Annotated in this window: 15 protein-coding genes and 1 pseudogene; 5 read left to right on the forward strand and 11 right to left on the reverse strand. The window is 60.9% G+C overall.

All coding sequences use genetic code 11. The features are described 5' to 3' along the window. Positions 1-55: 55 nt before the first annotated feature. A complete protein-coding gene (locus N181_RS02025; protein WP_037430279.1) occupies positions 56-1,024 on the reverse strand; it encodes a polysaccharide lyase family 20 protein in 969 nt (322 codons plus the stop codon). A 7-nt stretch (positions 1,025-1,031) separates the two neighbouring features. After that, complete coding sequence (locus tag N181_RS02030) at positions 1,032-2,378, reverse strand: adenylate/guanylate cyclase domain-containing protein (RefSeq protein WP_037430272.1); 1,347 nt, start codon at positions 2,376-2,378, stop codon at positions 1,032-1,034. Between the two features lie 500 nt (positions 2,379-2,878). Between N181_RS02030 and N181_RS02035 the strand changes: the two genes are divergently transcribed. Continuing rightward, on the forward strand, positions 2,879-4,216 hold the full coding sequence (locus N181_RS02035) for a nucleotide sugar dehydrogenase (protein ID WP_037430271.1): 1,338 nt from the start codon (positions 2,879-2,881) through the stop codon (positions 4,214-4,216). Here the strand turns inward: N181_RS02035 and N181_RS02040 are convergent. After that, complete coding sequence (locus N181_RS02040; protein ID WP_037430269.1) at positions 4,206-5,393, reverse strand: DUF3095 domain-containing protein; 1,188 nt, start codon at positions 5,391-5,393, stop codon at positions 4,206-4,208. The two genes, N181_RS02035 and N181_RS02040, sit on opposite strands and share 11 nt — an antisense overlap. Positions 5,394-5,644: 251 nt before the next feature. On the opposite strand from N181_RS02040, the gene N181_RS02045 reads away from it, so the two are divergent. Beyond that, complete coding sequence (locus N181_RS02045; RefSeq protein WP_037430267.1) at positions 5,645-6,475, forward strand: MBL fold metallo-hydrolase; 831 nt, start codon at positions 5,645-5,647, stop codon at positions 6,473-6,475. On the opposite strand, the gene N181_RS02050 is transcribed toward N181_RS02045, so the two are convergent. The 4 genes and pseudogenes from N181_RS02050 to N181_RS02065 form a co-directional block, all read right to left on the reverse strand. After that, entirely contained in the window at positions 6,462-7,232 is a 771-nt protein-coding gene (locus tag N181_RS02050; RefSeq protein ID WP_060563217.1) for a polysaccharide deacetylase family protein, read from the reverse strand. The two genes, N181_RS02045 and N181_RS02050, sit on opposite strands and share 14 nt — an antisense overlap. Further along, entirely contained in the window at positions 7,229-8,326 is a 1,098-nt protein-coding gene (locus N181_RS02055) for a glycosyltransferase family 4 protein (RefSeq protein ID WP_037430264.1), read from the reverse strand. Before N181_RS02055 ends, N181_RS02050 begins: the two co-directional genes overlap by 4 nt. A gap of 80 nt (positions 8,327-8,406) precedes the next feature. Next, positions 8,407-10,523 (reverse strand): annotated as a pseudogene (locus tag N181_RS02060) (mechanosensitive ion channel family protein). 217 nt (positions 10,524-10,740) lie between these two features. Next, positions 10,741-11,919, reverse strand: coding sequence for a glycosyltransferase family 4 protein (locus N181_RS02065; protein ID WP_037435423.1), 1,179 nt, complete (start codon positions 11,917-11,919; stop codon positions 10,741-10,743). Positions 11,920-12,593: 674 nt separating this feature from the next. Between N181_RS02065 and N181_RS02070 the strand changes: the two genes are divergently transcribed. Continuing rightward, positions 12,594-13,760: an SAM-dependent methyltransferase gene (locus N181_RS02070; protein WP_037430242.1), complete on the forward strand. Its 1,167-nt coding sequence runs from the start codon at positions 12,594-12,596 to the stop codon at positions 13,758-13,760. 710 nt (positions 13,761-14,470) lie between these two features. On the opposite strand, the gene N181_RS02075 is transcribed toward N181_RS02070, so the two are convergent. From N181_RS02075 to N181_RS02090, 4 genes are all read right to left on the reverse strand, one after another. Beyond that, on the reverse strand, positions 14,471-15,664 hold the full coding sequence (locus N181_RS02075) for a DegT/DnrJ/EryC1/StrS aminotransferase family protein (RefSeq protein ID WP_037430241.1): 1,194 nt from the start codon (positions 15,662-15,664) through the stop codon (positions 14,471-14,473). Between the two features lie 70 nt (positions 15,665-15,734). Beyond that, positions 15,735-16,421 (reverse strand): PIG-L deacetylase family protein, encoded by a 687-nt coding sequence (locus tag N181_RS02080; RefSeq protein ID WP_037430239.1) that lies wholly within the window; start codon positions 16,419-16,421, stop codon positions 15,735-15,737. 140 nt (positions 16,422-16,561) lie between these two features. Next, positions 16,562-17,251, reverse strand: a complete 690-nt coding sequence (locus N181_RS02085; RefSeq protein WP_037430237.1) for a sugar transferase — start codon at positions 17,249-17,251, stop codon at positions 16,562-16,564. Positions 17,252-17,302: 51 nt separating this feature from the next. Beyond that, on the reverse strand, positions 17,303-18,451 hold the full coding sequence (locus N181_RS02090) for a polysaccharide biosynthesis/export family protein (protein WP_370009464.1): 1,149 nt from the start codon (positions 18,449-18,451) through the stop codon (positions 17,303-17,305). Positions 18,452-18,849: 398 nt separating this feature from the next. Here N181_RS02090 and N181_RS02095 point away from each other — a divergent pair, with 398 nt between their 5' ends. Beyond that, complete coding sequence (locus N181_RS02095) at positions 18,850-20,178, forward strand: lipopolysaccharide biosynthesis protein (RefSeq protein WP_037430235.1); 1,329 nt, start codon at positions 18,850-18,852, stop codon at positions 20,176-20,178. 47 nt (positions 20,179-20,225) lie between these two features. Further along, positions 20,226-21,062 (forward strand): sulfotransferase family protein, encoded by an 837-nt coding sequence (locus N181_RS02100; RefSeq protein ID WP_037430230.1) that lies wholly within the window; start codon positions 20,226-20,228, stop codon positions 21,060-21,062. Positions 21,063-21,067 lie beyond the last annotated feature (5 nt).

Here is a 21,067-nt window from a genome sequence, read left to right on the forward strand (position 1 = left end):
GTCCAGCATACCACGGGGCGGCGGCGAGGCAGGGTTCGGAAGCCGACGCCGGATCTCAAGGAAAGGGACAAACGCCGTCCGTCAGGACATCGGCACAGCGCGGCGAGCGGCGGAAGTCGTCGTAATAGAGCGTCCAATCGGTCGTGTCGGCCGCGCGATAGGGGCCGAACTTGAAATACTGATTCTCTCCCAGTCCCTTGTCGGCGTGGCCGATATGCCCCTTGACCGTTATGATCGGCTTACCATTGGCAAACAGCTCTATGTGCCCTGTGCCATCCGGCCCAGGCTTTGTGAAGATCGCGAAATCGATCCAGCCGGAATTCGGTTCCGGGAGAGCATTGCCATGACTGGTGACCGTCACCGCCTTGGTACAGGAATTGAATAGGCTGCTATCCGGCGTCGTCCAGTTTGGATCCGTGGCAACCAGGATGCGCACCTGGTTGACGTCTGGCCGGACCCAGGCCGGCACCTCACCCGGTCCGCAGCGGGCCGGCGTGCCCTCCGGTCCGGTGGACACCGGCGGCTGATAATTGGTCTCGACCGTGGCGAAGAGCTTTCCGAGGTCCATGCGCAGCGCCAGAAAAGGGCTGAAATCCCCGTCGGCGCCGGGGTCGATCTCGCGCTTCCACTGCGCGATCAGATATCGATGGTCACCGCTCGGAATGGGGTCCTCGAACTTGACGGCGAAGCCATACCAGACGCCCTGATCGTAGGGGACGCGCAGGGCCGTCTTTTCCCAGATTTCCGCCCTCTCGCTGCAGCCGTCGTCCAAGGTCGGGCAATGCGGCACGACGCTGAGCTTCAGCCCGCCATTGCCGGTTCGTTTGACCCCACTCTGAAACTCGACGGTTCCGGCGCTCTGCTCGAAATTCTCGCGATAGTAGAGGCCGCCCTCGGGCGCAAAGTCATTCCCTTCGAAACCGTCGACCAGCTTCTGCTCCAGAGGCGGTTGTTGCTGCAGCGCTTGAGCATTTGCGATGCTCGGTACGAGAAGAGTGGCGGCCAGCAAAGCTACGCGAAACATATATCCCTCATTGGAGCATCTTATCGATCAGGCCGCGCGGCCCCGGCGGCCCGATCTTGTTGCGGTAAAGCAGCATGACATGCTCCGCTTCGGAAAGTCCATCCTCCGCCTGATCGTCGCGTTCCTGTGCGACGGCGGCAAGGGCGGCATCCTTTGGATAGAGCACGGTGAACTTCTGGCGCACGCCGCGCAACGTCTCCTGCCCGAGCGTCAGCCAGTCGCCGCCGCAATAATTGACGAAGGCTTCGCTCGCGACGACGTTATGGCCGTATTTCTTCGTCAGGTTCTGCAGCCGCTGCACCTCGTTGACGGCCGAACCGAAAACCGAAAAGGTCAGCCGGTCCCGCAGTCCGACATTGCCGAACATGACGTTGCCGACATGCAGGCCGACGCCGTAGCCGATCGGTTCGCGACCCTGCCTTTTCCGCTCGGCGTTGAGAGCGGCGACGCGGGCGCGCGCCGTGCCGACTGCAGCGAAGGCTTCGCGGCTCGCCAGCTCCGAAGGTTCCTTGTGCCGGCCGCAGGGATAGACGGCGATGAACCCGTCGCCGACGAAGCTCAGGATCTGTCCGCCGTGGCGGTTGAACGGCGTTGCGATCGCGTCGAAGAAGCCGTTCAGCGTTTCGATATAGGCTTGCCGGCCCTCCTTCTCCGCAAGAACGGTCGAGTCGCGCATGTCGGCCATGACCAGGACCGCGCGAACCGTCTCGCCGTCGCCCCGGCGGACCTGGCCGCTCAGGACCCGCCGCCCGGCATTGGCCCCGAGATAGGTGGTCAACATGTTGTCGGCGAGTTTGCCAAGCACGGCGACCTTGGCGGCAATCGCCAGGTGGTTCTGCAGCCTCAGCAAGGCGGCAATGACGTCGTCGCTGAAGCCGCCGTGGCGATCCGTCGTCCAGGAGCCGACCATGCCATGCTCGGAGACGGCGCCGAGCGGCTGCATGAAGGCGATATAGTCGGTCGCCCCCTGCTCCTTGAGTTCATCGAAGATCGGAAACTCCGAAGGCTGAGCCGGATCGATGCGCCGCCGCACATGATCGAGGTTGTTGCTGAGCAGATAATAATAGGGGCTCTTGAGGAACCGATCGGGATTGAGCGCCAGTTCCTCGTGGCGAAGGCCGCTCACCTCGACGCCGCGGCCGCGCCACCAGGTGAAGCCGAGCGCGTCGTAAAGCGGATGAAGCATCGAGAAGGACAGATGGACGCGCATGAGCGGCAGGCCGGCGGCTGCCAGGCGCTCGCAGAAACCACGCACGATCGTCTCGAGCGATTCGTCGCTCAGCGACGTCCGCATCAGCCAATCCGCGACCTTGTCCAGGAGGATTTCGGAAACATTGTCGTTGATCGCACTCATTCCACATCCTCATTTGTCGCAAATGGCGAATACCGCCAGCACGCCGGTGGAAACTGGCGAACGAACTCGCCTGTCCCGGCAGCATTTGGCTGTGGCACCCGTCAGTAAAGAATGGCTCCGACCGCATCTGACGGCGGCCGCACGCAGCGATCGGATCGCCACGTTATGTCTGCAGATATTCACCGCCGAGCCCGATTTCCAGAGACGTCCGCAATTTTAATCGCAGGTGAATGCTACACGGGATGGCCCTTCCGAATACACCCTCTAATTGTCGGGGTTATCGGCGAACGCTACTGCATGTGCCCTTAAGTCGCAGCCGATTTAAGGATAAAAGCATGCAGCAATTCGAAGCGCTACAGCGTCGTTTATGCGTCTGAAACGACGAACGGCGCTGTAGGCCCGCGCTTGACTTGGCGCCGCTTTCTCGCCAACAAACGAAACCAACTCGCGCGGCCGCCCCTCGCAAAACGGCTTGTTCGCCAACAAATTCGGAAACGACCTTGACCTCCCCTCATCACGACAGGCTGCTCGAATCGATTTCCGCGCGCACCGCCAGAATCGGTGTCATCGGCCTGGGCTATGTCGGCCTGCCTTTAGCCATCGCGGTTGCGCGCTCAGGTTTTCCGGTGATTGGTTTCGACATCGATCCTGCAAAGATCGTCGCGCTCGACGGAGGCCGCTCGTATATCGAGGCCGTCTCTAACGATGCGCTCGCCCGGGAGGCTGGGGCCGGGCGTTTTCGCTCGACGACCGACTTTGCCGAGCTCGGCGGTTGCGACGTGATCGTCATCTGCGTACCGACGCCGCTCACCAGACATCGGGACCCCGATCTTTCCTTTGTGGAAAAGACCTCCCGCTCGATCGCCGCCTGCCTGCGGCCGGGCCAGCTCGTCGTTCTCGAGTCGACCACCTATCCAGGCACGACCGACGGCATCGTCCGCTCGATCCTTGAGGAGACGGGCCTGAAATCGGGTGGGGACTTCTTCCTGGGCTTCTCGCCGGAGCGGGAAGATCCCGGCAACCGGAACTTCGAGACGGCGAGCATCCCGAAGGTCGTGGCCGGCGACGGACCGCTCGCGGCAGGGCTGATGGAACGCTTCTACGCCGCCGTGGTCGAGACCGTCGTGCCGGTCTCCTCCAACGCGACGGCCGAGGCGGTGAAGCTGACGGAAAACATCTTTCGGGCGGTGAATATCGCCCTCGTCAACGAGCTCAAGGTCGTCTACGAGGCGATGGGCATCGATATCTGGGAAGTCATCGACGCCGCAAAGACGAAGCCGTTCGGCTATATGCCGTTCTATCCCGGCCCGGGGCTGGGCGGCCATTGCATCCCCATCGACCCGTTCTATCTGACCTGGAAGTCGCGCGAATACGAACTGCCGACGCGCTTCATTGAGCTTGCGGGAGAAATCAACTCGGCCATGCCACGCCACGTCGTGACGCGGCTTGCCGAGGCGCTCGACCTGAGGCAAGGCAAGGCACTCAGCCGTTCCAACGTGCTGATCGTCGGCCTCGCCTACAAGAAGAACGTGCCGGACATTCGCGAAAGCCCCTCGCTCCGGCTGATCGAACTCATCGAAGAGCGCGGCGGCAAGGCGGCCTTCTACGATCCGCACGTCGAGGAAATCCCCTCGACCCGCGAGCACATTTCACTCAAGGGCCGCCGGTCGATCGTCTTCAAGGAAAAAACGGTGCGTAGCTTCGATGCCGTGCTCGTCGCAACGGACCATGACGCCATCGATTATGCCGCCCTTCGCGACTGGGCGCCGTTGATCATCGATACCCGCAACGCCTTCGCGCGTCGCGGCCTCGCTGCCGATCACGTCGTCAAGGCGTGACCGCGCGGGCTTGCGGCCCGTCTTCTGCAAGCGTTGCCTTGAGATTGCGCGCCGCCATGGCGTAGCCGCCGGCCGCCCCGTCGATGAAATGCATGTGGTCGCGGCTCATGGGAGACGGCACGATGCAGGTCATCAGCGCGGATTCCTGCCGATGCAGCCCGTAGCGACAAACGCCCTGCTCCGCGCCGCGCTTCAGTCGCTCCTCGATCTGGGTCAGTCGCCTGGCACCGACATCGATCGTCATCTTCAGGCCGTCGTCGAACTTGCGGAAGTCGGAATTTTCGGCGAGATCGTGCTTGTACTGCGTGACGTCGAAGCTGCCGATATTCAGCCTGATCTTGAAGCACACGAACAGAAGTACGCTCTGCAGCGCGATCCAGGGCCAGACGAGGAAGCTTTTGCCCGGTGATGCCCTGGCGCGGGACTCCATGGCAATCCCGCGCATCGAAAGGCGAGGCTCGGGCCCATTCTGCGGGACGGGGTGGCCGCCCCGCTCCTCGCCCTCGGCGAGCGCCACAATGTCGGCGATCAGCGCCTGAAATTCCGGCCCGTTGCCACCCGCAACAGGCACCGCGATGATCGACACGATGGCGCCGTGGTGGGAGACGATCGGGTTCCAGCGGCAGGACAGACCGGTCAGGTCCGGCCTGGTTCCGGGCGCCGCAGCGTCGATCTGGTAGCGGCCCGCCTTCATCTCGGCTTCCGCCCAGCTTGCGCCACCGCCCGAGAACATCGCGTAGGAAACCTCCTCGCTCGTCTTGAAGCGAGCGACGCGCATGTCGAGACCCTTGGCGCGAATGTCGGCGACCGGAACAAGCGCGGCCCTGAGTTCGAGACCGAGTTCTTCCGCCACCCAGGTCTTTGCCGCGGCGAGAGCCGTGCGCGCCTTTGCCGCCAAGGCCGCGGGTATGGCGGCGAGCGCCCCGTCGCCGCCGAAGACGAAAGGCAGATCTCTTTCTTCCAGCGCGTTCATGAGGGCCGAGATCACGCTGGCGCCGGCCATGTTGACGCTCTTGTATCGTCCTTCCGCGATCGCCCCGGTCGAATCGACGATATCGGCAACGGCCAGCGACCAACCCTCCGGCAGCGGCCGGTAGTTCGCCTCGTCGGCCACGCCTTCGAACTCTTCGAAGAGCGGCAGGCTCCCGTAGAACTGCATGTCGGCCACTTGCGCCATAAATGCCCGCCCCCTACCATGCGAATGATGCCATCGATTTTCAGACTTAGAGCGGAATTTCTCAATCCTGAATCGCTGAATACAACCTTTAAATCAGGTTGAACCCGGCGATAAGCTTTCAATAAGGACCGAATGTCGACAGCTTTCCGCGTCCCAGAGTCAATGGCATTGCAGGACCCTCCTGATTTGTGCTTGTCTAATCAGCGCGCCCGGGCAAAGTGCCCGAGGCGGGTAGGATGAACCGAAACGGAATGCAGGACGACACCTTTCGAGTGAAGTTTTGGGGCGTACGAGGCAGTTTGCCGGTGTCCGGCGAACAGTTCCTGCGCTATGGAGGCAACACGCCCTGCATCGAAGTCCGATGCGGCACCGAGGTGTTGATCTTCGACGCCGGCTCGGGATTGCGCGAGGCAGGTCTGTCGCTGATGTCAGAGGGCGTCTCCGAGTTCGACGTCTTCTTCACCCACACCCATTACGACCACATCATCGGGCTGCCCTATTTCAAGCCGATCTACCGCTGCAGCTCGGCGGTCCGCTTCTGGTCCGGCCATCTGCACGGCAAGATGTCCACCGCGGAAATGATCGACGAGTTTATGCGACCGCCGTGGTTTCCGGTTGGTCCGGGCATCTGTCAGGCAAGCCTCGACACGGTCGATTTCCGTCCGGGTGAGACCCTTTCGCCTCGAAAAGACGTTACGGTCCGCACGATGAGCCTTGTCCACCCGGGCGGCTGCGTCGGTTACAGGGTCGACTGGGGCGGCCGTGCCGTCGCCCTCATCTATGACACCGAGCACGAGCCGGGCATCCTCGATCCTGAACTGCTCGAATTCATCGCCGGCGCCGATCTGATGGTCTATGACTGCACCTATCTCGAGTCGGAGATGGCGGCCTATCGCGGCTACGGGCACTCGACCGGCATACACGGTTCGCGCCTGGCGATGGCCGCCGGCATTCCGCGCCTTGCGATGTTCCACCACGACCCCTCGCGCAGCGATGCTGCACTTGCCGCGATGGAACAGGAAGTACAGGCATTCTTCGCGGGCGCTTTTGCGGCCCGCGACCATCAGGTCATCGACTTATGAAATCGGACACCTTCCGCCAGCGGCTGGCCGGGTGGGTGGCCGTAATCTCGAACAGCTTCGACAGAAACGCCCACACATTCTCGTCGTGGACGAGGTGATGCGTGAGAATACCGACCGAGCCTCCGCCCTTGGCCACCTGCTCCAGCCTCGCGAGAATGTCTCGAACGATCTGCGCGTGATCGCGACAGGCGCGGCTTCCGCGCCAATCGATGACATCCACATGCGTGTTGATGATCTGTAGGCCAGGCCGAAGAAGAGCGGCGGCCTTGCCGCTCGCCTCCGGTCCGAAGACCGAAAGCGCCCTGAATCCGATGGCGCCCAACTCCGTCACGACTTCCGTATCGATCCTGTTCCACGGCGGGACGAGGAGCGGCACGAAAGAACCGGGAAAGAGAGCCTTGAGACGGGCATATCCGCTGCGCAGTTCTTCGGAAACCGTGCCGCCGGGTCGATGTCCTCCGAGTTCCTGGCGTTTCTCTCCCTGAGGCGCATGGTTCGCGTGCGACCAGCCATGAACCGCGACGCCGATGTCACGGCGGCCCGCGAGGCAGCGCTCGAGACGCTCGTCGGTATGCGCCGGGATCACCGCCAATGTCAGCGGCACCGAATACCGGTCCGTCAATTCGAGCAACCGATGAAGCGCCGCCGTCGGTTCGACCGCATCGTCGTCGCGCAACCAGAAATCGGCGCTCTGGCCGGCTTCCTGCATTTGGTCGAGCCTGTCGATCAGCGCCTGCCAGATGGCTCCGGTATTCATCCTGACCTCCTCGCAAACGCGGTGAAAATCGCCTCCAGACGCCGAGTGGCAGCCATCAGCGAGCGCTCCTCCAGAACAAAGCGGCGCGCCCGATTGCCGAGTTCGGCGCGCAGCGCAGCGTCGCCGAGCAAGCGCCTGATTGCTTCCGCGAAAGCATTGGCATCCCCCGCCGCCGTCAGCAGCCCGGTCTCCCCGTTTCTGACAACTTCGGGTACGCCGGCAGTCGCCTGCGCCACAACCGGCAGGCCGGCCGCCTGCGCCTCAAGATAGGACAGGCCATAGGCCTCGCCGAAGCCCGGCCAGACATAGAGATCGCTGCCGAAGAGGAGGTCCGCCACCGTTTCAGGCGCATTCTCGCCGGCCCAGTCCAGCCGCCTCGCCGGCAACCGTGCGAACGTCTCTTGCACCGCCGCACGCGACGGACCGTCGCCGACGATGGTTAGCGTCCAGGGTATGTCGACGACCAGTCGCAGCGCAGCCGCGAGCATCCGATAGCTGTCCATCTTGTCGCCCGGGCGCATCATAGCGACCGCGATCAGGCGAGCGTCGCCCGATTTCGCCTTAGGCGTCCCCTGAAACTGCCCCACGTCAATGAAAGGCGCAAGCATGGCATAGCGCCCGTCCGGTATCGCCTCTTCGAGCCCCCTACGATCTCGCTCGGTAAAGCAAATGTTCACCGCCGCCCGGCCAACGCCGTCGGCGACCGCGTCCTGGGCAAGCTTCCACGCCCCTTCGTTGCGGCGCGACGAATAGGAGCTTTCGGCCGTCAAATAGGGAATGGCGAATTCGGCAGCGAGCGCGGGACCGAGTAGGTCGGGGGCCTTGTAATAGGGATGGTAGCAGAACCATGCGTCCGGCGGTCCGTCCTTGGCCCAGGTCCGGCTAAGGCGAACGATTTCCGCGTCCGCCTGCTTGCGCAGATCCAAGAAGGCCGCATCCGATGCTTCGCGCGAAAAGGCGCGCAGCGTCGAGGCGATTTGGACGTCGTGTCCTGACAGCCTGAGCGCCTCGATCAGCATGCGAGCCATCTGCCTGTCGCCAGAGGGGACGGGATGATCCGGAGATTTCAATGGCGCGTAGAAGGCGATCCTCATGCGGCGCGAGCTATCCCGTCTTCGCCTTCCGATGTCAACATGGAGGCGACTGGCCGCGGCCGGCACCCTCCCCGGTCGATCTATTCCGCGGCGGCCTCCCCTCCTTGTTGCGCAGCCAATGCGGCGTTCTTCTTGGCGATGGCATCGCGGGTCGCGGCGGCGGCCGCGGTCGCTTGCCCCTCGTCACCGGCGACCTGCACAGTCGGCGAGGCAAAATTGATACCATTGGCGTCAAAGGCCTCCTTGATCATCGCCTGAGCCCGCCGCCTGATCTGGGTTTGGTGACCGGGCTTGGTGGTCATGGCGAAGCTCAAGGTGATGCCGTAGTCGCCGAACTGCTCGACACCCTTCATCTTGACGGTCTCGATGATCAGCGGCCCGAGTTCTTCGTCCTCCAGGAGCGCGGCGCCTATGCCTTTCACCACCTTCTTCACCTTGGCGACGTCGGCATCATAGGAGACGTTGATCATGAACTTGTCGATGACCCAATCACGGCTCATATTCTGGACAGCGCCCAGCGTGCCGAAAGGCACGGTGAAGACGGGGCCGCGGTGATGGCGCAGCTTGACGGAGCGATGCTGAAGGATTCGACCGTGCCCATATAGCTGCCGCTCTGGATGTATTCGCCGACCCGGAAGGCATCGTCCATCATATAGAAGATGCCGCTGATGATGTCCTTGACGAGCGTCTGAGAGCCGAAGCCGATGGCAACGCCGAAGACGCCGGCGCCAGCGATCAGCGGGCCAATCTCGACGCCGAGGCCGGAAAGCACCATCATGCCGGCGACCACGGCGATGAAGGCGGCAAGAAAGTTGCGCAGAATCGGCAGCAACGTGCGCAGACGCATGTTGCGGGCGAGCTGAATTGGATCCGCGACGTCGACGCCGGCTTGCTTCACGCGAAAATTGATGAACTCCTTCGCCAGTTGCCAGATCAGGTCCGCCGCAAGCAGGATGACGATGCCGGCAAGGACACCGCGGAAGACGCGGTTGAAGACGTCGTCCTGCATCATCGAGCTGCCATTGAAGCGGAAGACGATGGCGAGCCAGGCGGCGGCGAGACCAATGATTGCAAACCGCGCGCCGCGGTCGATCAGCACATTACGCATCACCCGGATGTTGCCGGCCGCATCGGCGTCCAGCATCGTCCGCGTCGCAGCGCTGACGATGCGCAACAGCGGCGGCAGGCCGAGAGCATAGATGCCGATCCAGAATCCGACCCTCATGCCGGCGACCCAGAGGAGCCACAGCAGGATGAGGAAAGCAATGAGCAGCGCGTTGCGCAAGATGCGCCGCCCGACCGCGATGTCGGGGGGTGGCCGGCGGAGCACCGTGTCGATGCCGATGCAGAGCAAGACGAGGCCGAGAGCGGCGCCGGTCAGGTCCCGAACATCGGCCGAGAACGAAAGGGCCTGCATCATATCCATGACGGCCCAGAGGGCGGCGGCGGCACAGACGATCAGCACGAAGCGCCTGTACCAGAACCGTACCACGTCAGGTGCGGGCGACGTGCCTGGCTCCGGCGTCTCGACCCCATCCGCATTCTCGTATGCCGGCCTCGCCATTGCCGCAGCGACGGCAATCAGCAACCGGGCGACGATCCAGGCGATCAAGAGTGGCGCGACCGCCGCCTCCAGCCGGCGCGGCCAGTCGGCCAAGACGAAAGCGGCAATTGCCGCGATCGCGAAGACCACGAGCGGCGCAATGCGAACAAAGGCGGCAAGGCCATATCCCGGCTGGACTGCACTTCGATGTGCACTCCGCCGCAGTAAATAGCGCAGAAGAAACTCGGCGCCGTAGCCGACAAGGAGCACGAACCCGAAACCACGCAGAATCGGCATGCTCCCCTCGTGCATTTCTGCCGCAATGCGCTCTCGTGCCGCCATCCATTCCGGGACCATCCGCGGAGCGGCTTCGCGCATGCCGCCAAGATGTCTCCTGATCTGAGCGACCCACTGCGAGGCGACGCCGCCCGGCGGCGTGGCGGCCTGCGGCTGCGGCGGCGTCTGCTTGGCGGCCAGCCATTGCCGCACCTCCGGATCATCCGTCAACTCGATCAACTGCTGGACTTTGGCCGGCGGCGCAGTCGGCGTAGCCTCCTGTGCAGCCACAGGAGCGCCGAAACCGAAAATCAGCTGAAGAAGCACGAACAGGACGATGGCCGAACCCTGCCCAACAGGCCTGAAACTCGAACTCATGCAAGCGCCCCCCGTCATCGCGCTGAATAGCCGCGCAAGGCCAGTTATATCAAATATTTGCGGTATACGTCAGGCCGGAAACCGTTCGGACGGTTCAGACGCGCAACGCACCGATTGCCTAAGAGCCATACGACGCGGACAAAAGGCTACGAGAGGCGTGCGCAGATGCGTACGCCGTGCGCCGCCGTCAAGCAACGGCCCGAAGGGGACGCTCCGATTAGCCGGCGTTATCAGGCGTCTGCGAATGCATCTTCGACGCCTGCTTCAATACGCATGAGACCAGCACATCCCATTCGGTAAGTATCTGGTCGGGCATGTACCTTTGGGCGCTCGCCGCAGCGCTCGCCCCCAGTTGTTCCCTGAGCGCACGATCGCCAAGTATCCTGTCAAGTGCCTTCGCAAGGGCTTCGACATCCTCTCTCGGCACCAGTATGCCGTCGCTCTGATGCGTTATCATGACCCGGGGTCCCCAGTCGCATTCAAAGGAAACAACAGGCAGGCCAGCAGCCATGGCTTCCAGCAAGACAATCCCCCATCCCTCGTAACGCGAGGAAAGGACAAACGCATCTGCAGTTTCAATCCAAAGTCCGGGTCGTTCGGTGATCCCGGGCATGTCTACGCGTTTCTGCAATCCGAGCGCGTCGCGCAATGCCTCGAGACTAAGCCGTTCGTCGCCCTCCCCCCAAATTACCAAACGCCATTCGGGATGCGCGTCGGCGATCCTGGAGAAGGCGTCAAGCAAGAGGTCGAAGCCCTTCTGGTGGGTCAATCGTCCGACCGCTGCCAAAATACGCTTTCCGCGTCTATTCTGCCAATCCAGCGGCAAATCGACGGGATTCGCGATAACCCATCCGTTTCGGCGAATGTTCGGCGGAAAATAATCCAACGCCCCTTGGGTCATCGTGACCAGACCGAATGCTCGAGGGTACAGGCTTGTCTGAAGCCACCTCCAAATCGGCCCGAAGGGCTGCGAAGCTGGGTTATTGCGCTCGGAGATGACCACCGGAACCTCAAGGCCGATCGTCGCCAGGAGCGTCAAGACATTCGTTCGCGTCAGAAAGCTTAAGACGAAGTCCGGCTGAGACCGCCGAATGGCCGACCGCAAGCGCCTCAATCGCTGAAGCACGAGGAGGGCCGACCGCAGTTTCGAGGCTTTACGGGGCGGCACACCCAGGCGGACAACGGCAATCGCCGGATCAAAATGGTAGTAAGGCCGAGCATCCGACGGCTCCAGCGTGATGAGCGTCACCGTGCAACCGGTGCTGTTCCAGTGGTTAGCAATAAGATTGACGACGTGCTCGGTACCGCCCGCGCCCAAGGCCGGGACGATGATCGTTATCCTTGCTCCCGCGATCTCCGGCAATCCGGACGCTCGAGAAGCTGCACGCTTGTCCATCCCCGCCTCCACCGTTCTCCAGCGATCGGAGCAAAGACCGCACCTCAGCTCCCGTTGACCACCAAGCGGATCCGCAGGGTGCCGGCGCCACAGCGCCTAGTGCGCGGCCGCGGCGCAATGGCCAGTGCGTTGTCGACAGAATGCGAACTTTCCATCTGACAATCAACTTACCGAACTGATTTTCGTAAAGCTCTGCCAGCGGCGCCATGCGGCTTTCAAGGAGCATTTGCCAAATCGAGAAGGATTGCGGATTGGCCTTTCGACAGTGCGGAATCGTTGCTGCATTGGCAGAGACGCACAATCAGTCCCTAAAACTGTGTCCTAGAACATTCCTTGCAAGCTGGGTGTTTCTACTGGCTGTGTCACGAAACACATGATAAAAACTACAAGAACACTGACGTGCAGTATACACGCGCGTGTATTCATCGACAGCACGACAAATTTGCATTCCTTCGGCACAACAAGCTTATGGTTCCCTCAAGGCTGGGGCGCATATGTCGGCGAAGTATTTGCTCAGACTGAAGTCGCTTCATCGACCATTCAAACATCCGCAGGCATCTGGCGGGGGTAACCTAGCCTGATCGGCCGCCCCATCGCCTACTGCCAGACACCGGGGAGATCGTAGCCGGATCGCAGGGCGATCTCGTCTGATCGTGCGAAGAGGTGGAAGACACTTGAAAAATCTGATCGCACTGTTGGTGTCGGTGACCCTGGCGTTGGGAGCCGGGGAAGCAATGCTGCGCATGTTTACGCCGTTTCCGATCGGCACGCAGTCGCATCGGAGTATCGACGCGAAGTACGGCTATCGCCTCGATCCCACTCTTGGCGACATTGACGAGGACGGCTTTCGGAATCTGGCTGGCGCACATCATGGCTTCCAAGTCGCGGCGGTCGGAGACTCGATGACATACGGCAACAACGTCGAGAGCGCTCACGCCTGGCCGGCGGCTTTCGAGGCAATCACAGGCGAACGCACATACAACTTCGGTGTTGGGAGCTACGGCATCTACACCTACCACGCCATTGTACTTGATGCGCTGGCGGCTGGGGCGAAAGGAGCTATTGTCGCCGTTTTCCCTGGCAACGACTTCGCGATGGTATTTTCCGCTTGCGATATAATGGACGCGCATTCTGACTTCTGGCTTGCAGAGCAGGAGCGACTTCAGTTGCAAGCCCGTATCGGTCAAACCGAAGGCCATTCGCAATGCACCAAGGCGCGATCGACTAGCCTCAAGACGAAGCTCGTCGAGAATGTCGCGATTCTGAGCGCCTACCAATACGTGATAAGGGACCGCGCGAAGAGCTTGTACGCTTACCTTTTCGCAGCCAACGATCGTGTACTATCCGAATACTATATGTTTCCGGACGGATGTCCCTTCGTGTCGAGGCGCTCTGTCGACGACGCTGGTCGAATGGCGGACCTGAGCTCGCCCGAGATCGCCGCAATGTTTGCGGATTTCGAACGCTTCGCGACCGATTGGGGCGAACGAGGGCGGGGCCGGGTCGGACTCTTGGTGCTTCCGTCAAAAGAGCGTGTGATCTATGAACATCTGCGTCGCCGCGGCCAACTTGCAATCGCCGAGCCCGGATTCATTCGCAGCGTTGAACGGCAGGTGGCGCTCGAGGAGAAAATTCGGGAGGTCGCCGACCGTCTTGATTTGCCGTATCGCAGCGCCGTTGCTGTAACTGCCGACGCGTTGGAGGAAGCTATCCTGGCCGGACAGCGCTTTTATCCGGACAGCGACGGCCATCCGTTTGAATCCGGTTATAGTGCTTTCGCAAGAACCGCGTCGTCGCTGTGGGATGAGATGCAGGCGGCGGCTTCCGAGGCGAGCCATTAGCTGCGCCGGCAGCGAGACCGGATGACTACCATACTACGTGGGCTGCCTGCCGATTGCATCCCTCATCCGCCAATTGGTACATTCGCGCTGACGCACTACTCGATCGTAGCGGTGGGACATGGACTATCGCGCGTGATCTTCGCTATCGATCCTAGCCACTCTCGTAAGACCAACCTCGCAGACGGGAGTTTTCGGTTCGAGTTCCACGTTAAATAGTATCCACCCGGTGAAGTCGTCACCAGACCGGTGAAGCGAACCAGAGGTCGCTGAAAAAATCAAAGCCGCCCTTTGAAACTACAAGGAGCGCGGCCTATAAACTGCGCGCTCTTTTGGCTTCCTGATCACCACGAGGACCAGAAAGGCGCGTCGGATTTTCCAAGGCTCCCCCTCAGTTGCTCTGCCTGCGTTAAGGCAAATTTTACCACGACAGCCAGCATCTGAGTTCCCGCTCCCTAGTGCCGCGTTTTGCGCACATTCACCTCGCCAATATGCGGGATGGATAGAGCAGGAATGACCTTTCTGGCGCTCATTAGCATCCTCATCGCTGCCGTGATGAGCATCCTGGCGTTTAATCCAACAGATGAGCCACCGCCCCCTAGACCGGCAATAGTGCCGACCAACTACTAGGCTGTTACGCATGCGCCGAGGATCGAGCACCGTTCCACCTCCTCGAAAGCTTCGACAGGCCCGTGGCGGTTCTTCTGCCGGGGCTATGACGTCCGACCCACACGGCGAGATTCTCTCGTTGAGGTGGCGCTTGCCATTATCTCCCGGAGAACCTGTGCAGCCCTCCCCACCGCAGCCGTGTCGAGAGCGGGATCGACGAGGAATGCGAGGCTCGTCTCTCCGAGCTCGCGCGCGTTCGGCAATCTCTCGACTGGCCCCATGCTTAAGTCCGCAAATGCCTTCTCGAGGTAAATCTCCGAGCAGCTGCCGCTGAAGCAGGCGACCCCGGCACCGTTAATCTCCGCGACGATCCGGTTCCTGCTCCATCCCAGCATAAGAAACTCCGGCTTCAAGAACGTGTAGAACCGATACCAGGCATGCCGGGCACCCGGGGGAGGAAGGGGCGTACGCAAAGCGTCGATCTCCTCGGCGGCCTTGGCGAGAATGGCAGCATTGTGCGCCCGAATGCTGTGCCATTGCTCGAGGCGCCGCAATTGTCGCGATCCCAAGACGGCCTGGATAGATGTCATGCGCCAGTTTGTCCCGATCGATTCGTGCAGCCAGCGGAATCCAGGCGGGTGGTCTCTGTTGTAGACGGCATCGAAAGACTTGCCGTGGTCCTTGCGGCTCCACGCCTTCTTCCACAACTCGTCATCGCTCATCGCCACGAGCCCGCCTTCGCCTCCGGTGGTAATGATCTTGTCCTGACAGAAGGAAAAGACTGCAATGTCAGCGAAGCTGCCGACCGGTCGACCGTCTATCTGGGCCCCGTGCGCCTGGGCGCAGTCCTCGATCACCCACAACCCATTTTCGCGCGCGAGTACCATGATCGCCGCCATGTCGCAGGGCCACCCGGCAAGGTGGACGGCGATAATGCCCTTGGTCTTCGGTGTCAGCTTCGCCCTGATAGTCTCCGCGGTGATGTTCTGGCTATCGCGATCAACATCGGCAAAGACCGCGATCCCGCCCGCCATCGGCACCGAAGAGGCCGAGGCGATGAAGCTACGCGGGGTAACGATCACCTCGTCGCCAGGCTGAAGCCCGAGCGCATATAGCGCCAGGTCCAGCGCCACCGATCCGTTCGCCAGGGCCACCGCGTGCTTCACCCCAAGAAAGCGCTCGTAAAGCTTCTCGAAGTTGCGGACATGCGGTCCGGTCCAGGCATTCACCTCGCCCGATCGAAGGACCGAGACGACGTCTTCGATCTGCTCCTCGTCGTAAATCGGCCAGCGCGCCATTTATCCCTCCAGCTCCGCATTTCATCCGCCTCCGACCGGAGCCGAAACGCCGCGGTCGGTGGTCTCCAAGTCAAACGACGTGTCGAACCAGAACGAACGCTTCGGCCGCAGGACGCATCACCGTCGCCCCACGCAAAGTGGCGAGCGCACGCAATGTCGCTATGGAACGCTCGTGTGGTGGTTCGCGCAGCTGCGATGCAAATAGCTGCATGGCCTTAACCTTCGCCTCGAGATGCTCGGTGATGTCCATGAAAAAATTCGGCAGAAATCCCGGAGACAAGTACGGAGCATTCCAGTTCGTTTCCGAAAGCGTCTCGTAGGCGAGGATCAGCTTCGGAAACCCCGCCTGATGCGGCCGACAAGCAACCAGCGCCGAGGTGAAGGTCAACTGATGATCCATATGCATGTCGCCCACAAACGGAACGAGCACGGTTTGCGGGCACAGATGCCGTATAAGGTCAAGCAGCGCATCGTTGAGCGACGCGTGCGCGGTTTCCGCAAGCTGTGCGGCAGGCAAACGCAGCCAAAGCGTTTCCCGCACGCCCAAGACTTGGTGCGCCTCCTTCGCCTCGGCCTGAATCTTGGCGATCGTCGCTGCATCGAATGTCGGCGGCTTTCCCTCGGTTACGATCGCGACAAAGACCTCCTCGCCCTGTGAAGCCAGCTTCGCGATCGTCCCGCCGGCGCCCAGCACCTCATCATCAGGATGCGGAGCGACAACCAAAGTGCGTCCAAAAGACAAATGCGAACCGTCCATGGAAACTCCAAGAGACCTTGTCGCCATCGACGCGCATCCCCGCGTGGCGAACAAAATATGCGCCCAGGTTTTTGCGCCCGACTCCCCCTGTTCTGGCGGGCCCGAACCATCGCCTCCTTCACCGGACCTGCTGCGAGACGCTATCGCATCATCCCTCGTGGCTGCGGACCGCAGGAATGACGTAGAAGAAATTCCATCGCCATTTTAAGGTGCTTTTCGTTGACGCGCTCGCCGAAAACGATTGTCTTCAGGGTCAACAGCAGAATTCGCACATCGAGCCAAAGGCTGGCGTGCGCGACATACCAGAGATCAAGCGCGATCTTCTCCTCATCCGATAACAGTGTATTGCCATTCACCTGGGCCCAACCCGTCATGCCGGGAGCGACCAGCGAGCGCAGGCGGCCAAGGTCACCGAAGCTTGCAACCGTCGCTAACGGAAGCGGGCGCGGGCCTACGATCGACATGTCGCCTCTTAACACGGCAAGGAGTTGCGGCAGCTCGTCGAAGCGAAGCCTGCGCAGCACCGCGGTGGCAGCGGCCTGTCGCATGTGGTCCGGCAACAATGCGCCGTCGGGTCCGTGCGCGTCCGTCATCGTGCGAAACTTGGCGACCGTGAAGACCCGCATACCCGAACCGGTGCGTGCCTGGGTGAAGAACAACGGCGACCCAAGGCTCACCCAAACGACGATCGCCGTTACCGCCATCAGCGGTACGCAGAGGACGACAAGCATTCCGCCAAGCGCACACTCGAGAACGCGCTTGAGACGATATGATCCCGACGAGGCAGACAAACCAAAAGCGAAGACTGCATGCTCTCGATTGGGCTTCACTTCAATGGCCCTCGGCGCGTGGTGTTCTCAAATATCACTTGCCTGCGAACGTTACATTCCGGTGATACTCACGACGACAACATCGCCCGGCAGCAATTCTGTGACGAGGGACGCCGGAACGCTGGTCGGTTTGCCGCCAACCGGGTTTCGACGGATCTCATAAGCATAGGAGATTTGATTTTTCTTCGATTCATCCCGAGCCACCGCGGCCATGAGGAGGATCTGCTCTTCAGCGGAGCGCTGCTCCGAAATCAGTTTCTTGATGGCAATTTCACGCTCTTGGAGCTGGGTCAGAATATCCTTCTTCCTGTCAGCTGCGAGCTTCACCAGTTGCAATTTCAGCTCACTCACCTCCTGGCGCGTACGCGCAAGGGTCGCAAAGGTTTCCAGGAGTTGGGCCTTTTCCGTTGCCGCGCTGTTCTCCGCGCGCGAGAGCTCGCTTTCGGTGTTCAGCCCGCGCTGACGGAGCGCGCCGACGCGCGCCACATCGTCAACGCTGTTACTCACGATATCCTTTTGCTGCTGCACGAGCTCGTTCAGTATCTCTATCCCACCCTCGGCCTGGGCAATCCCCTCCGTGAGAATTTGCGCTTGCGATTTATAGGCGGCGAGATCCTCCTTTAGGATCTTCTCCTCAAGCTCGATGACGCCCTCAAACGGCAATTCCTCGACATGCGTGCGGGCGACCTCCGGAACGTCGTTAAGGTCGACCTTCTCGCTGGATTTCAACTGCGCCGCAAGTCTCGCCGCGTAGATGGCCTCATGAACGATTTCGGCTCTTGCGGACTCTATCTCCCCGCGCAGGCGGGCGCGTACGATGAGCCGGTCGGACGCGTTCGCCGCGACAGTCTGCATACCGCCTGCGAGGCCGATGGCCTGCTCTACCGTTAGCCCACTATAGAAGGGAAACGAACCGGGGCTCCTGACCTCACCGAGGACGAAAATCGGCCGAAAGGTCGAAATATTGAGAGACAGCTTTGGATCGACCAGGATGTCGCGTCTCCGGTACTCGCTGCCAAGCTTTTCCAGGGCCTCCGTTATCGTGAGACCCACGACGTTGACCCCACCGATAAGGGGGAACTGTGCTTCGCCGTTGCCGGAAATGGTCGCGATTATTGGCAGTTCGGCATCGTCGAGGAAGTCGAAGGTCAGAACATCTCCCGTGTTGAGCCGATAGTCACTGGCAGACGCACGCGGCATCGGGACTACCAAGAGTCCGCCGACCAACAGCACGATCGCCAAGATATACGCGCCCCAAACCCGTAGGGACAAGCTCATGGCCGTTAGCGGAGGTAATGTCCCCATCGCAACCGCCCTCCAAAAGCAACAAAGAAAAGGCTATCAAAATATCTTGCGCGACTATATTCTCCCTCATACTGCCCCGTCAAAGGATTTTAGTTGTTTGTTGCGCCGGGTGATCGGCAAGGCGACTTTCCTGGAAGCTCAACCACGATGCGCCTAGGAGGCCGCGCAGGTGTCCTGCCCTGCGGTGTCGGGCTCACTCCTGATAGATTTATAGGGGCATCAGCCCCGTGCCACGGCCGAAGGGCGGCGCCTTTTTTTGATCAGGCGGCCTCGTTAGACGCAGGAGGTCTCGTTTGGCGATTCGAGAAAAGCTGGCCAAATATTTCAACCGCCTCCACAAGATACTCGCTGAGGAAAAAGGCCTGAAAGGCCGACTGGGAAACATAAGGCATCTCCTTACAGGGAATGCGCTTACCTCTCTGCTGGGCCTCGTTGGATTCGCCTTGACGGCCAGGGCGCTCGGTCCGTCTGAGTATGGCGTCTTGGCGCTTTGCTTCACCTACACGAGCGCCATAGAGCGGCTCGTGAACTTCCAGTCCTGGCAGCCACTGATCAAGTTCGGCGCGCAATCGAAGAGCACGGAAACGCTCGCTTCGTTGTTCAAGTTCGGCCTTGTGCTTGACGTTTGTGCAGCGGCGACCGGATGCGTGATTGCCGTGGCGCTCGTGTGGGCCTTCGGTCCCTTGCTCGGGATCTCGCCCGAGATGTCCGGACTGGTCACGCTTTTTTGCGCCATTCTGCCGTTTCAGATCTCCGGCATGCCGATTGCCGTGCTGCGCCTGTTCGGGAAGTTTCGATCAATCGCCTATGGCCAGGTCGCTTCGAGCATTGTCCGCGCGGGATTGTGCGCAATCGGCTTTGCCTTCGGCGGTACTTTGCAGGAATTCGTCCTGATATGGATGGCGGCGCACATCTTCGGCTCGCTGAACATCGTCTTCCTTTCGCTTGCCGAGTTGCGAAGACAAGGAATGTTGGCGAGCACGCTTAAGGCTCCTGTTCGTGGTATCACCGCTCATTTTCCAGGTCTCTGGAAATTCGCGATCTCGACGAACCTGTCATTGACCCTGCGTTCGAGTGCCAACCAGCTCGACACGCTTCTCGTCGGGTACCTGGCCGACCCGACCGCCGCGGGTCTTTATCACATTGCCAAGCGCATTGGCCGAATGACGCTGCAAATCGGAGATCACGTGCAGGCCGTGCTCTACCCGGATTTGGCCCGGGCCTGGGCCTCGGGCGCAATTGAAGCGTTTCATGGGGCCGTCACACAAATGCGGGTGCTTCTTCTCGGCTTCGGAATATTGCTGGTCGGCGGCGTGTATTTGGCGATCGATCCGGTGCTAAGAGCGGCTGTCGGTCCGGAATTCGAGGCGGCGGGCCCGTTGGTCGTCGCTCAATCCATCGCAGCGGCTATGACGTTGTATGGTACAGTCACGCGCTCAGCGCTTCTGGCCATGGGGCGGGAGGACCGGGTTTTAAGCAGCGCGCTCGTCGCAACAATCGCATTTCATGGCACCGCGTTGGCGCTGATCCCGCGGGTCGGCCCAATGGGCGCCAATCTGGCTCATATTCTCATGGCCGCCATCTGGCTCTGGATGATGGCGGCCGCATATCGGCAGACATAGGCAAGATAGCAGAACGCTTCTCTCGAGACCTGTGACGGAGGAAATCCATGAAGTTGCACGATATCGATTTCCTGATTATCGGCGCGACAAAGAGCGCCACGACATGGCTCCAGCAATCGCTGCAACAGCACCCCCGTATTTACATGCCGGGTCCAGAATTGCATTATTTCAGTCGCTACTACGATCGTGGAGACGAGTGGTACCTCTCGAACTTCGGAGGGCAGAAGGATCGACGTCTGGTCGGCGAAAAATCCAATTCCTATATGGATACAGAGGGCGCAGCTGAGCGAATATGCCAGAAACTCCCCGACGCGATGCTGATCGCACAGCTGCGCAATCCCATCGAGCGGGCCTACTCGGACTATTGCATGCTATACCGCAGGGGCGAAGTCGGCCGCGACATCGCCCAATATCTCGACCCACGCTTGGGTGCCGGCGGGCGCTTCCTGAACGGCGGTCTCTATTTTCAGCAGTTGCGAGCCTATTTCGATCGGTTTCCGGCCCAGCAGATACTTGTCGTGCTTTACGAAGACATGCGAATTGATGCGTGCGCACAGCTCGATCGCGTTCGCAAGCTCCTGAAGATGACGGACGATCTGCCGCTCATGCCTCTGGAGAAGAAAGTCAAAGACAAGGCGGAGCCGATGATAAGCCCGACGTTGAGCCGTCTGCTGCGCCCGTTGAAGCCGATCGTCGCCCCCTTCAGGAACAATGCAGCATTCAAGAGAATGCGGTCAATCGCCGCTGCCGAAGTGAACTACGCGCCGTTGACCGGAGAACTGCGGGAACGCATTGGCGATTTTTACGCCACGGAGATAGAGAAGCTCGGCGCTATCATCGGCAGGGACCTGAACGGATGGCTGAGAAATGGGAACGCTCAGTAGTTCTT

The sequence above is a fragment of the Sinorhizobium fredii USDA 205 genome (assembly GCF_001461695.1).
GTDB classification, from domain to species: Bacteria; Pseudomonadota; Alphaproteobacteria; order Rhizobiales; family Rhizobiaceae; genus Sinorhizobium; species Sinorhizobium fredii.